Below are 13,530 nucleotides of genomic sequence, written 5' to 3' on the forward strand. Positions count from 1 at the left end.
TGAAATAAGTTCCCAGCCTCATAAACTTGCTACTTTTGAGCTGATATAGCAGACTAATGAAAGGGATAATTTAAAGCCAAACAAGCCGTAAAAATCATGCGATTTCAAATAGAAGACAAAGTCTTAGACACAGTAACAGGGATAGTAACCAGCGCTGATTCTGAGCATTCTATTCGCGCAAAAACCCTACAAGTTCTTAATTACCTCATTGAGCATAAAACTGATATTGTCAGCAAACAGGCAGTCATAGATGCCGTTTGGGACGATGTTGTGGTGCAAGATCAAGTACTAACACAGTCTATTAAAGAGATCCGAGACTTACTCGGTGCCAAGGTAATAAAAACCTATTCTCGTAAAGGCTACCAGTGGGTAGCGCCTTTATTACCCGAAACAATTCAAACTGTAGCAGCCCAAGTAACAGAGCCGCAAAGTACCATTCAAGCTAGGCCCGTTATAGATAAAAGTAAGGTCTGGATTGGGGCGTCGCTTGTAGTATTTCTGCTGCTGATAATGGTTTTCGTATTTTTATTTAGCCGTTCTGAGCCGCCCTTAAAAGTGGCATTTTTACCCGTGCAAAATGATGTACAAGACAGTGTTCATACTTGGGTGCCATTACGTGGTCAGGAGCAATTATCAATTGGCTTAAGTCAATCTAGCCAGCTAGATATCATAGACACAGATCATGTGCTGTACGCGATTGAGCGATTGACGACAGAGCAGCGACAAGCTTATCAAGCTGGCGCCTTGTATCCTTTACAAGAAAAACTCGACGCCGACTTGATAGTTGCAACGCGTTTAACTGGGTTCCCTGAAGACTTCCAATTACATTATCAACTACAAACACCATTTGGAGTTGAGCAGGGGATTGAGTTTGCTTCTTCAGTTGATGAGGTGCTCGAGCAATTAGTCAGCAAGATAGCGACTCGTTTCGATGAATATCAACCATCTAGAAGTAACAAAAACATTAGCCAATTTAGTAATGAAGCATTTGCTCGAGGCGTTGCTAAGTATTTAGAGCAAGACTTTGATGCGGCCAAGCCTTTGTTACAAACGGCCTTAAGTACAGAGCCGAACCTGTTAGCAGCCAAACGCTATTTGGCCGCAAGCTTTGCAAATACTGGGCAAGTGACAGAAGCCATCGCTTTACTAAAAGAAAATATTTCTCGCGCCAGTACTCAGCCTGAACAGGGGCGAGAGTTATTACGGGCTTATTTAATGATAGGGTATTTGCAGATTAATTGGCCGCAGTTGATGAACCGAGAAAGTGAATTACTCAGCGCAGAGCAATATATAGAAAAAGCGAAACAGTTAGCTGAGCAACAACAAGATCAGTTATTTATTGCTTACGCCCATGAAGAATTAGGTAAAATTAAGCGCCTACAAGGGGAGTTTGCAGAATCTGCTAATTACTTAAAAGCAGCGTTGAAATATCACCAGCAATTTCAAGGCGATTATGGTCAAACTGCCGCATTAATAGAGTTGGCAAAAGTGTCAAATGCGCAGCAAAACCAAGTACTCGCAGAGCAATACTTACAACAAGCATTTGATATCGCTACCCAGTCAGATGCACCTGCAAATCAGGTCTGGGTGCTCTTAGCAAAAGCCGATATTGCCAGAAGCAGACTGCTGAATAGTCGGGCTGAGCAATTTGCGAAAGAGGCTAAACACATTGCTACGCAAAGCGATAACCCAATGCTGGTAGCGCGCGTAGAAGCTTGGTTTAATGATGCGCCTGTTTATACGGTTAATTAATCGATTCAACCATCAGCTTCTTAATTCTTAATAATCATTTATTCTCTTGATGTATTCTTCAAGTTCACTTTTATAAGGTGATGACTCAATAATGTTTTGCGCCCTTTGCGGATCGTGACGTTTTATTGAATAAATCGCTGACTGTAGTATCGAGACCTTACGCTTCTCTTCGGTGACTCTATCAAGGTGAGCAAGTGCAAAGTCAGGGTCATCATAACTGGCGCTTTGCAGTAAATCTTCAATGGCATTTTGCGTGTCGCTTCGACCTAAACTATCAACCCAATCAAGCGCGGCTTTTGGGTCTTTATTGGCAAAGCGAGATGCCGCTTCTGAAATCGCCATCATTTTTTCAGGCTCGTTAAATTGTTTTATATACCAGTCAGACGCTTGAGAGGGGTCAGACTCAACCCAGCGGTTTAATGCGTGCCTAAATAAGCGAGGTGACTTTTGCTCTTCGTTCAACATATTTACCCAAGCAGCAGCATCTTGGGGCTGTTTACTAAACCACTCTCCAACCACCTCTATTGCGCCATTGTCTGGGTTTTGTGCGCTTCCTAAGGCATTAAGAAGCGATCTAAACTCGTCTGAATGATTAATATTTTGCGATATTAATGACATGGTTGAAGGGTTTATTTTGTTTTGCTGTGACAGCTCGGCGATTTTTGAAACGGCCAGTGATTTATCGTAACTGTAAAGCCCACTGAGCACCGCAGTTGAAACCATATTTTGAGTACCAAAACCTTTCAAGTGAGGCTGCTTGAAGTCTTGAACAACATACCATTCGAATGCTTCTACTGGAGCGTTTGCACTCCAGGTTGAGAGTACAGACCAAGCATAAGCCCATTTATATTGCTCGGTGTCGTTAATATTGAGAGCCATATTAAGTGCTTGTAGAGGTCGCGATTCTGCGAGCACTTCAAGCGTAATACCTAACAGTCTAGAAGCTGCGGGGTTAGGTAACTGGCTAATTAGTTCTTCTGCTTTTTGCTGTAACTGATACTCGTCAAGCTGTGATAGTTGCAAATACAAAGGCGCCAAGGCTTTGTTTGGAATGGTTAAATAATTGGTGTCTTTGTAGCGATTTAAAAAGTCATCAATGGCATCAAATGGATCTTGCTCCGCGATAAAGGCAGCTTGTGAAGGCGTGCTAGGCTTTCTCGATGAGGGCAGTTTGATATTGCGAACAGGATCAGGCTGGCTTGCAGCATTGCTTTGTGAGTCATGGCTCTCGCTCAAGTTAATGACTTTGGTTTGCGAATCTTTTAATAAATACCCAGCGCTAAATGATACTGCGCAAGCGACTAAACAAATTAGCCCTGTTTTTGATGACATAATTTTCCTTAATTTGAAAACTCACTACCTAACTTCAATGAATAATATTAACGCCCTTAAACTTTACTTAAGCTGACTCAGGCTAGCTAATTAACCAGAGCTCAGGTTAATCATTACTACAAAGTTATGTTGAGGTACTAGATTACCATGCGCTTCTAACTTGGCAATATCTGTTAAATCTACCGTCGTAACATTATCATTTTGTGTAACCAGTAATTGCTCTTTTTTATCAGCATTTATGCAGATATTACTGGCTTGTCCTGAAATCGTTTCTCCATTTTTTGTAGTCACAGTGACTTGGCTTTTTCTCATGCAGACAATTTCAAAGTGGTCATGCATATCACAGCTAATAAGTTTGCTCATAACGCCCCCTCTGTTGAAGTAATTAAAGTGAACTAATTAAGTAGAACAAGCGTAAATCAATTAGATACCTATATTAACGGACACTTGCTTTGCTAAAGACAAATACCTTGTACTGGTTCACTCACGATCTAAGGTTACAAGATAATCTATTACTCAATAATGTGTGTGACTTTTCAGATGAAATGTCGTTTGTATATGTTTTGAATGAGTCAGACTTCAAAGCGAACAACTTTCAGCAACGTGCAATGGGCAAGCAACGTCTTGTTTTTACCTTACAAGCAATTTCAAATTTGGCACTTCAACTTGCCGCCAGAGGGCATAACTTAATACTTCTTAAAGGCAACCCTGTTTCTGCTATTAGTAATTTATGTGAGAAGCTACAAGTCAATACTTTAGCCGTGGCACATCAGGTTGGTGTGTATGAAAGGCAATGGCTCAAAGAGATTGAGCAGAACACCTCCATTAGGCTGCACAGTGCTTGGCAACACACCCTTTGGCATGACACGGAAGTTTTAAGCCATCCGGCCTACCTTGATAGCTTTTCAAAATATCGCCGTTTTGTCGAAAAACAAAAAACTTCTGAGATTGCCGAGCCCTTAACACTGAATGAGCTGTTTCCGCCAGCGACTAAAACGGCATTAGATTTTATGAGTACAGAGCAGGTGATTGGCGACATTTTGCAAAGTGAAGGGCTAAATGATGAAGATTTTTCCGAGTCATTATTTCAAGGTGGTGAGTATGCAGCTTCAGCACACTTAAAAAGTTACTTCGATTCAACTGCACCAAGTACTTATAAAGAAACTCGCAACGAACTCGATGGCTGGCAGCTGTCTACTAAATTTAGCCCTTATCTTGCGCAAGGTAGCTTATCACCTCGGCAAGTGTGGCATGCGGTTGAGCAATATGAATCTAATGTCATAGAAAATGAATCAACCTATTGGATTAAATTTGAGTTGTTATGGCGCGAGTACTTTCAGTGGTTGGCGCTTTATCAAGGTGAAAGCCTGTTTTCATTTAAAGGGCAAGCGAGTATTAAGCCGTTAACAAGCTTTTTCCCTGAACGTTTTAAAAAATGGTGTGAAGGTGAAACTCCTTACCCACTAGTTAATGCTTGCATGAAGCAACTCAATCAAACAGGGTTTATGTCTAACCGAGGTAGACAGATTGTGGCCAGTTGTTTAGTAAACGAACTTTGTCTTGATTGGCGCTACGGTGCGGCTTATTTTCAGCAACAATTACTCGATTATGATGTGGCATCTAACTGGGGCAACTGGCAGTACATTGCTGGTGTAGGTGCCGATCCCCGAGGTGGTCGTCATTTCAATATCGAAAAACAGCATGCGCAATACGACCCCCATGACGTCTTTATTAATCATTGGCTTGGTAAGCAAGAATTTCAACCGCTCGACTCGGTTGATGCTGCTGATTGGCCTGTTGATACGCGTGCACTATAGTTTATGGCGATTTCAGTCGTTTGGTTAAAACGAGATTTACGGCTCACTGATCACGAACCTTTACTTAAAGCCGCCCAGTCAGGTCATGCTGTTTTGTTGGTGTATTGCTTTGAGCCCATGTTGCTTAATGATCCGCATTACAAACCAAGGCACTGGCAGTTTGTCTTGTCATCTCTAAAAGACATAGCTGCGCGCGTACCCGAAGGGGCGCTCTATATCAGTTTTAAAGACGTTCAGCACACTTTTGCAGAACTTCACGATAAATACACCATTGCCGGACTCTATTCTTATCAAGAAATTGGCTTAAACAACACTTTTGAGCGAGATAAACTGATTGCATCTTGCTGTGAAAATGCTGGCATTACTTGGCATGAAACCCCATACGGCGCAGTAATTAGAGGGCTAACGCATCGCAAAACCTGGGACGAATATTGGCAAAAAGTCATGCGTGCCCCAACTGCTAATGTAGACCTCAATGCAGTTAATTGGTGTGTTGAAAATGAATTTTCAGACAGCGTAAAAAAGTCTTCAATTGATGAATACCCCGAATGGTTTTTAGATGCAGGGGAGTATCAACAAGGTGGTGAAAAAGCTGCCAAAGAGGTTTTAGACTCCTTTTTTGATACACGTGGCCAAGCATATGCTTACAGTGTTTCGAGCCCGATATTGAGCCAAACTCATTGCTCTAGGCTTTCTCCCTATTTAGCGTGGGGAAATATCAGTTTAAGGCAAGCGTATCAGGCGGTATTACAAAACTGGCAAAAAAAAGGTTGGCGCAGAAGCCTAGTTGCTTTTACTTCTAGATTGCATTGGCACTGTCATTTTATCCAAAAATTCGAAAGTCAAAGCTCGATGGAGTTTGAGCCTGTTAATTTAGGCTACACACATTTACCTCGCGCAGATAAAGCACTCGCAGCTGAGCGACTTATTGCATGGCAGCAAGGTAAAACGGGTGTGCCCATGGTTGATGCGTGTATGCGTTGTTTAATTGCAACCGGGTATATCAACTTTCGAATGCGGGCGATGCTAGTGAGTTTCTTATGTCATCATCTCGAAGTGGATTGGCGCGAAGGCGCCCCTTATTTGGCCAGTCTTTTCTTAGATTTTGAACCGGGTATTCACTACAGCCAAATGCAGATGCAGGCTGGGGTAACAGGTTTTAATACCATACGCATTTATAGCCCTGTGAAACAAGGCCTTGAAAAAGACCCAGACGGTGAGTTCGTAAAACGTTGGTTGCCTGAGCTTGCTAATATTCCAGCGCCTTTAGTGCACGAACCGTGGCAGCTTTCGCCAATGGAGCAGCTTATGTATGGCGTTGAGCTTGGCAAAGATTACCCAGAACCCATTGTTGATGTAGCAAAAAGCTACAAAGCAGCTCAAGACTTATTGTGGAAATGGCGAAAGCGCCCCGAAGTTCGTGCTCAAGTCGGTCATCTATTAGCCCGCCATGTCAGACCCGATTAAAAGATATGAAAAGTAACATGAAGAAAAGCCAATTACCGACCAAACTATGCCCAGTGTGTGAGCGACCTTTTACATGGCGTAAAAAGTGGCAGCGTGATTGGGAAAATGTGAAGTATTGCTCTAAACGATGTGCCGGCAATAAAAGAAAGCAAGATAAGGAGTTGGTGTGAATAATCAGTATCAAACACTCAGATTAGTTTTAGGTGATCAACTCAATGCGAGTCACAGTTGGTATCAAGATAAAAATGAGTCTGTGTTGTATGTCATCGCCGAGTTACATCAAGAAGCTACTTACACGGTGCATCACATCCAAAAAGTACAGGCTTTTTTTGCTGCTATGCAAGGGTTTGCAGCAGGCTTAAAGCAAGCAGGATTTCATGTTTTGCACCTCACTTTGGACGATACTGCAGAGTATAAAAGCTTGCCTGAGCTGTTATCGCACTTAATTCAAAAGTTCGGTATTCAGCAATTTGAATATCAACTTGCTGATGAAGCTAGACTTCGTACTCAAATCAGCGAGTTTTGCCAAAGCCTAGAAATTAAAACCATGGGCTATGAAGCCGAGCATTTTTACGTGAGTGATCAAGAGTTAGGACAATACTTTAAAGCCAACAAAAAGCACCGGTTAGAGCACTTTTACCGCGCGATGCGTGCACGTTTCGATATTTTAATGCGAAATGGTGAGCCTGAAGGCGGGCAATGGAATTACGACAAAGACAATCGTGAAAAGCTTAAAAAGCAAGATTTAAGCATTGTGCCTCAACCTCTGTTATTTGCAAATGATGTCAGTGAAATCAACGAGCGGATCGCACGGCACAACATAAAAACCATGGGCAAAGGTGATAACACTTTACTCTGGCCCATAAACCGCAAGCAGTCTGTTGATCTTCTGAACTTTTTTTGTGAAGTTTGTTTGCCTAATTTTGGTCGTTTTCAAGATGCCATGACGGGGCAGCTTAAAGGCTTGGGTGAAGGCTTATGTGAAGGCTTATGTGAAGACATAGGCTGGAGCTTGTACCACAGCCGTATTTCATTCGCTCTAAACAGTAAAATTTTGTCGCCCAAGCAGGTAGTTGATACCGCAATTTATTACTATCGACAATCAAATGGCAAAATTAACTTGGCGCAAATAGAAGGCTTTGTCAGGCAAATACTCGGTTGGCGAGAGTTCGTCAGAGGCGTTTACTGGGCGAATATGCCGAACTACGCCACACTGAATCACTTAGAAACATCGCGTGCGCTGCCTAGTTGGTTTTGGGATGCGAATACCAAAATGAATTGTCAACATCATGCAATTAGCCAATCACTTGATTACGCCTATGCGCATCATATTCAGCGATTAATGATCACAGGTAATTTCTGTTTGATTGCAGGTATTCACCCCGATGAAGTTGATGCCTGGTATTTGGGCGTGTATATCGATGCCATCGAATGGGTAGAAATGCCAAACACTCGTGGTATGAGCCAGTTTGCTGATGGGGGTATTGTCGGCTCCAAGGCGTATGCGGCAAGCGGAAACTATGTGAAAAAGATGAGCGACTACTGCTCTAATTGTGCATACAAAGTCACTGAAACAGTGGGGAGTAATGCCTGCCCATTAAATTCACTGTATTGGCACTTTATGCATCGAAACCAAGAAAAATTAGGCAACAACCCTCGTACAGCCATGGTATTTAAAAACTGGCTTAAGAAAACTGATGAGCAAAGAGAAGCGGTACTTAATCAAGCAGAAACTTACTTAGAAAATATTAATAATATCTAACTTAATCTAGCCTAAATAATGTCTGATTGTGGGAGCAATGATATCAAACGCCCACAATCAGCATTTTACCTTGCGCCATGCCTTCACGCTCACAACTCAAATCAATGCGGCTATCGAGTGGGTAGTTATAAATTTGTTCAATTTTTGGGTGGGCTTTAGAAACAAATTTACAGCTTCGAACAAACAAACTCATTCTGCTATGGTTATCTAAAAATGCGTAAGCGGTTTTGTCTAATGCTTCTTTGCAGGCCGTCATAATATCAGGATGAACTTCGTTATCGTGTATTGCTTTAAGTGCTTCTTCTCTATCAATAATTTGACAGCTACTGGCAAGCACACAGACCGCATAGATATCTAACACCATAATTACACGGATCTTTTGATTGCCACGCTCAGCATATACGGCCATCACACTGGGGAGTTTTGATTCATCAAAACGCTGCGAACGAATTGCCCTTAGGGTTAAATCTTCGCTGATATTTTTTTTCATCAGCCTTTCAAGTTGCTCAGTTTTAGGCAATGGCAAACCTTCTCTTAAAGGTGTGGCTTGCTCGGTTAAAAACTCTTTCTCTTCAAGCGCCTCAACGATAGGCTGTAATTGATTATGCAGCTGTTGATCGGTAAATGGTTTTGACAAGAAGAAAGTACAGCCAGCACTTTGCGCTTCGATAATTTTGTCTCTTTCGTCAATAGTCGAAATTACGCCGACAGGAAACCTACTGTCAATTTTGCGAATAGCAGTTAATAAATCTAAGCCAGTTTGGTCAGGCATATACCAGTCAGTGAGGACAATATCTGGATGCCAACTCGCTAAAAGCTGTTGCGCTTCTGAGACACTTTCAGCACAACGAACAAAAAGCTTACGATATTGAAAATATTTTAGTGCCCGCTTGATGATCTCTCGCGTAGCTAAACTGTCATCGACTACCAGTACTTTCACATAGAAACCTTGATTGAATTAACTTTAATCAGTATAGGCAGAATTTTTGATTAAAACTAAACTTATCATATTGATACTTTAGAGGTTGGTAATGTGACGTTTAATTTTCCTCTTGAAGCATACCAATACATTGCGTTGAATTTTGGCTTGCTGATACTGGCAGCTTGGTTTTATATCTTGCTGTTAATACTAAGAGAGTTTCGCAAGTTTGCTGTTGCCATGACTGGTCGAGGTCAGCATACAGCTGATAATGATGCCTTGATCGCGCTATGTAGAGATTCAGTGCAGCGCGCCAGCCAATTCTCTGAGCAACACAGTAAAACCCTCTCTGAACTGGTTCAAGTTCAATTCGCACTAGAGCAACAGCTCGCACAGATTCGAGCTTCGACAGCCGATCACATCACCAAAGAAGAGCAAGCCTCAATTAATGACCTAAATAAAAAGCTCAGCCGCTCTCATAAATTAATTCGAAAGCTAAAGGGTGATTTAGACGTGACTGCAAAGAAACTTAACGTGGCTAAAAATGAATTAGATATTCAAACCACTTCTTTCGAAGACTTACAAAAGAATAATCAAAAATTACAAGATGAAGTGACCTCACTAAAAGCGCAAAGAGAAGAATGGATAAATGAGCCCATAGCACCAGCCAGCAAAAGTGAATCTGAAATGGCAACTATGTTAAATAACTACAAACGCCAAATTGAAGAGCAAAATCAACTGATTGAGCAGCTTTCTTTGCAAAGTGATGGCGATGTTTCTCCTGCTGAAGTGGCCGCTTTACAAAAAGAGCTCGAACAGGCGAAGTATAAAATTAAGCATCTTAATAAAGAGAAAAAATTCATTGAAAGCCGTTATTTAGAAGCCATCAATACGCAAAAACAATAAATAACAACAAGATAAATCAGTAATTTATGATACATTAGCTGATGTATTGTGTGAGGTAACAAGAGGGCCCGTTTTTATATGAATAAGACCAAATTAAGCCCAGACGAAAGTTTGTCTTTTAAGCTAGTTACCCAGTTATTACCCAAAGAAGTCAGTCAACTCGACCTTTATTTTTCAATTCCTACAGATATGGGCATTAATAAAGATACTTTTAATGAATTGGATTTCTTTAATGCACATATAAAAAACCACTGCGCCTATTACTCTGAACAATTACATTTACCTTTAGTTCGCAGCCGTTATATCAGTCAGAAAAAAGGTGAAAAGAGTGATTATCGCGTTAATCTAAACTTATATTCTTACCAAATTCGTATCGCGTTAGATGCCGATATAAAAGCCACTTTAAAGTTAAAGCAAGCTGATGAATTTTATCCAGTTGCTTGCGAATTAGTGTTACAAGCCCAGAAATTATTAAAAAAACTGCGAAGATATAAGCCCCCAGAATCGACTTTAAAGCCATATTTTCAAAATGCTGACAATTATCTTAGTTGGCACAGTGAACAGGCATTTTTGAAGTTACTAGCTCGAGGGCCTAAATCAAGTGAGTTTAGTAGTGAGCGCAACCAAATTCTGGCATTTTGTAAAGAAGAAACCGAATATCGCGAGAAGCATAATTACAATTCACAAGTGACATTGGACGATCCAAATAGGATCACCAATAAGATGCGACTATTACAGCGATTAATTGAGCATGGCGTTGTATTTAACAAAAAGACTCAGGACTTAAACTTAAATCTTAAACGCTTGGTGAGAGGTTTAGTTACCGGTGTGATCATGGCATTTGTGATGTATTTGGTTTTAAATGCCCGCTCAAACTTTCAAGAAATCACCATCGCACTTATTGCTTTATTAGGCGTAATTTACGGCTTGCGAGAAACGTTTAAAGATGAAATAACGCAATGGGCTTGGCGGAAAATTCAACATGGCAGACCCAAATGGCGAAACATCTTTAAAAACTCTGTAGATGACAAAGTCGTCGCAAAACAAACCATTTGGTTTGAGCTAATTCGCAGCAAAGAACTCCCTGAAGACGTAGATGCATTGTTGCAAAAACGCCGTCAACAAAATAAGCAGGCTGCAACCTTGCTCCATTTTAGTAGTAAAAATGAGGTTAAGTTACAGGAGTTTATTCCGGGCTATGAAGAGATACAGCAGCGCATAACATTTAACTTAAGCTCATTTGCACGTTATTTGAAAAAAGGGGCTGGCAAACTTTATAGCCACGACGGCACAAAAGTCTCAGGACAAGGCGTAGAGCGACGCTACCAAATCAATTTAGTACTGAAATATACATCAGAAAATAGTAAAGACGATAAGCAATTAGAGCGCTATAAAATCACCATGAATCGCTCAGAAATCATTGCAATAGAAAGAATTGAATAACCGCACTTACCTTAACAACTTTTATTAATACACCTTTTAAATCTAAGCTTTAGTCGTTCATACCCAATAGCTGGTATGAACGAACAACGTACGTTGCTGCAACTCATGCGCGTATTCAATTGTACATCCCGCCCGACTCTAAAAAGTATAAATTTGTAATCCAATACTTCTTATTAAGGGTTAAGCCTGAGTAAACCTAAGAATGAGTGTTTGTTGTTTGAACGGGTTTTGCAATTAAGAGCTTAAATTACATGGGGCATGACTCGGGAAAAAAGCAATGGTTTTGCTTGGATGAAATTCGAGCACTATCTCAAGGCTTAGTTAGAAAAAATTGTACATTAATTGAACTAAAAAGTTGATCGTTACAATCTATTAATATATTTTTAACTTTATTGGTGGAGTTGATATCTGATTTTATGTTGTAAGAATTAAAGGTATCTCCTCGTTAGAGCTGTTATGTGCAAACGTAAGTTTCAGTTTTTAAACTCTTAACTTTAAGGCTTTTTTAAATCGCTTTTCGGCACATTAATAGAATTAAGTTTTAAATTGGTCTTGGTTTTCTGCTTTCTATTTAAGCTGTGACCAGAATTAACAGTCACCAGTCGAACGTTTCTTTGCAATTTTGAGATTGGTGAATGTTTTTTATTTAAAATTTGACTTATCAGTGTAGGTGTAGCGTTTGAAGTTTGTGTGTCAACGCATAACAAGTTCGTCAACGCGGACAAAAAACTGTTGGCTGTTACGCTTCGCTTCACATTTTAGTCAACTATTTTTTGCCGGTTACAACGGCGTTAGCTGGGAAGCAATTTTCCAACCACAACCTAAGGAGAAAATGAGATGAACTATCTCTCCGTTCGAAACACAAGATTAGCCTTTGTGGCTATTATTACTGTTTTTCTTTCCGCGTGTGCAACAACGCTAGCACCAAATTATGACAAAGCAATTGTCGATGGTTTGGTTTCAGTAAACCAAAAAATGATGGAGCATTTTGCCTCTACATCTTCAGGAACAAGCAATAGCGATTACGATAAAAGAGAAAAAACATATAACTCCATCATAGGAAGTATTGATGCTTTAGCAATTCAAGCGAAAGCTCGACCTATTCCAAAGAGTAAGATCACTGAAAAAGTAAATGAATATCTGCGTTCAAGGGACGTAGAAGTTCTTGAAGGCGAAGATGCACCGAGCGCGAAAGCACTAGAAAAGATATCAGAAACCATAACCAAAATGCGAGACACAGATAAAAAACAGGGCGTAACTGCGTTTGAAGTAAACACGTTTAAAGGTCAGGCAGTAATCTACTTAGATCAAGCCATAACATACGAAAGCTTTTTAGAGCGTTAATATAGATTTGGAGGAATATATAGATGACTACCCTAATTGATACCGCGCAATTGATCAAAGACATGAAAGATGCTGCAACCGGAATATTGAATAAGGATGTAACAACCCTTAGAGGCTTTACCGAACGGCAAATAACTGCTATTGCACAACAGTCAGAGTTAGTGGCTCTAGGTATAGCAAGTGATCAAATCACTGACGAAACTAGAGAGTTCTTTTTAGACAGCATCGAAGATATGGCTCTCAATTTCGCAAAAACCCTTCGTGGTTTGCTGATGGTAACGATCGAAAAGGTATGGAATGCCTTAGTGGGCGTAATTTGGAAAGCTATCGAAGCTGCTACAGGGTTAAACCTTACAGGTTCAGAAAGCAGCAGCTAACAAGAGACTATGGCGTCAATAACTAATTTTAAACTTTTGGCGCTTCCCACATTACACCATCTCTAAGCATCGAATTTAACATCACAATCGTCTTCCTAACACAGGCAATGAGTACTAGTTTTTTGGGTTTTCCGGCAGAAGCTCGCTTTTCATATTGAGATTTGAATACGAGGTTTGATTGAATCTCAGACATTATAGCAATGTATAAAACGGTCCTAACTTGATGACGACTGCATTGAATTCTTTATGTGTATCAAGAGCGATAAAAAGTATGCTATGTTTATTCATATTAGCCTTTGCTGTTTAGTTATTTGACAAACTAATTATGGCTCTGGCTTTCAATTAAGCTAACCCACGAAAAGCGTAGGCTAACACCGTGTGGGAGTCATTGTGTCTATGTATTAAATCTAA

12 protein-coding genes and 1 pseudogene are annotated in these 13,530 nt (G+C 40.5%); 9 read left to right on the top strand and 4 right to left on the bottom strand.

Features of this window, described 5'->3' with window-relative positions:
* Positions 1 to 96 precede the first annotated feature (96 nt).
* Positions 97 to 1,752 carry a winged helix-turn-helix domain-containing protein gene (locus ACH784_RS21625; protein WP_404395932.1) on the top strand — a complete coding sequence of 552 codons (1,656 nt, stop codon included), beginning with the start codon at positions 97 to 99 and terminating at the stop codon, positions 1,750 to 1,752.
* 27 nt (positions 1,753 to 1,779) lie between these two features.
* On the opposite strand, the gene ACH784_RS21630 is transcribed toward ACH784_RS21625, so the two are convergent.
* Together ACH784_RS21630 and ACH784_RS21635 are read right to left on the bottom strand one after the other, a co-directional pair.
* Positions 1,780 to 3,084, bottom strand: a complete 1,305-nt coding sequence (locus tag ACH784_RS21630; RefSeq protein ID WP_404395934.1) for a hypothetical protein — start codon at positions 3,082 to 3,084, stop codon at positions 1,780 to 1,782.
* 90 nt (positions 3,085 to 3,174) lie between these two features.
* Positions 3,175 to 3,447, bottom strand: coding sequence for a Rho-binding antiterminator (locus ACH784_RS21635; protein ID WP_404395936.1), 273 nt, complete (start codon positions 3,445 to 3,447; stop codon positions 3,175 to 3,177).
* Positions 3,448 to 3,536: 89 nt separating this feature from the next.
* On the opposite strand from ACH784_RS21635, the gene ACH784_RS21640 reads away from it, so the two are divergent.
* From ACH784_RS21640 to ACH784_RS21655, 4 genes are read left to right on the top strand one after another with little or no spacing between them, the layout of a single operon-like run.
* Positions 3,537 to 4,901, top strand: coding sequence for a DASH family cryptochrome (locus ACH784_RS21640; RefSeq protein WP_404395938.1), 1,365 nt, complete (start codon positions 3,537 to 3,539; stop codon positions 4,899 to 4,901).
* A 3-nt stretch (positions 4,902 to 4,904) separates the two neighbouring features.
* Positions 4,905 to 6,368, top strand: coding sequence for a deoxyribodipyrimidine photo-lyase/cryptochrome family protein (locus ACH784_RS21645; protein ID WP_404395940.1), 1,464 nt, complete (start codon positions 4,905 to 4,907; stop codon positions 6,366 to 6,368).
* 17 nt (positions 6,369 to 6,385) lie between these two features.
* Positions 6,386 to 6,538 (top strand): DUF2256 domain-containing protein, encoded by a 153-nt coding sequence (locus tag ACH784_RS21650; protein ID WP_404395942.1) that lies wholly within the window; start codon positions 6,386 to 6,388, stop codon positions 6,536 to 6,538.
* Positions 6,535 to 8,130 carry a cryptochrome/photolyase family protein gene (locus ACH784_RS21655; protein WP_404395944.1) on the top strand — a complete coding sequence of 532 codons (1,596 nt, stop codon included), beginning with the start codon at positions 6,535 to 6,537 and terminating at the stop codon, positions 8,128 to 8,130. Before ACH784_RS21650 ends, ACH784_RS21655 begins: the two co-directional genes overlap by 4 nt.
* A 43-nt stretch (positions 8,131 to 8,173) precedes the next feature.
* On the opposite strand, the gene ACH784_RS21660 is transcribed toward ACH784_RS21655, so the two are convergent.
* Complete coding sequence (locus ACH784_RS21660; RefSeq protein ID WP_404395946.1) at positions 8,174 to 9,070, bottom strand: response regulator; 897 nt, start codon at positions 9,068 to 9,070, stop codon at positions 8,174 to 8,176.
* A 93-nt stretch (positions 9,071 to 9,163) separates the two neighbouring features.
* Between ACH784_RS21660 and ACH784_RS21665 the strand changes: the two genes are divergently transcribed.
* The 4 genes from ACH784_RS21665 to ACH784_RS21680 all read left to right on the top strand — a co-directional run bounded on the left by ACH784_RS21665 (position 9,164) and on the right by ACH784_RS21680 (position 13,119).
* The gene (locus ACH784_RS21665; protein WP_404395948.1) at positions 9,164 to 9,955 is read left to right on the top strand and encodes a chromosome partitioning protein ParA; all 792 of its coding nucleotides are present in this window, start codon (positions 9,164 to 9,166) and stop codon (positions 9,953 to 9,955) included.
* A 78-nt stretch (positions 9,956 to 10,033) separates the two neighbouring features.
* Positions 10,034 to 11,398: a hypothetical protein gene (locus ACH784_RS21670; protein ID WP_404395950.1), complete on the top strand. Its 1,365-nt coding sequence runs from the start codon at positions 10,034 to 10,036 to the stop codon at positions 11,396 to 11,398.
* 837 nt (positions 11,399 to 12,235) lie between these two features.
* Positions 12,236 to 12,742 carry a hypothetical protein gene (locus ACH784_RS21675; protein WP_404395952.1) on the top strand — a complete coding sequence of 169 codons (507 nt, stop codon included), beginning with the start codon at positions 12,236 to 12,238 and terminating at the stop codon, positions 12,740 to 12,742.
* Positions 12,743 to 12,765: 23 nt separating this feature from the next.
* The gene (locus ACH784_RS21680) at positions 12,766 to 13,119 is read left to right on the top strand and encodes a hypothetical protein (protein ID WP_404395953.1); all 354 of its coding nucleotides are present in this window, start codon (positions 12,766 to 12,768) and stop codon (positions 13,117 to 13,119) included.
* 28 nt (positions 13,120 to 13,147) lie between these two features.
* Here the strand turns inward: ACH784_RS21680 and ACH784_RS21685 are convergent.
* Positions 13,148 to 13,363 (bottom strand): annotated as a pseudogene (locus ACH784_RS21685) (IS110 family transposase); the annotation flags it as partial.
* Positions 13,364 to 13,530: the final 167 nt, after the last annotated feature.

The organism is Pseudoalteromonas phenolica (assembly GCF_044788725.1).
Lineage (GTDB): Bacteria > Pseudomonadota > Gammaproteobacteria > Enterobacterales > Alteromonadaceae > Pseudoalteromonas > Pseudoalteromonas phenolica_C.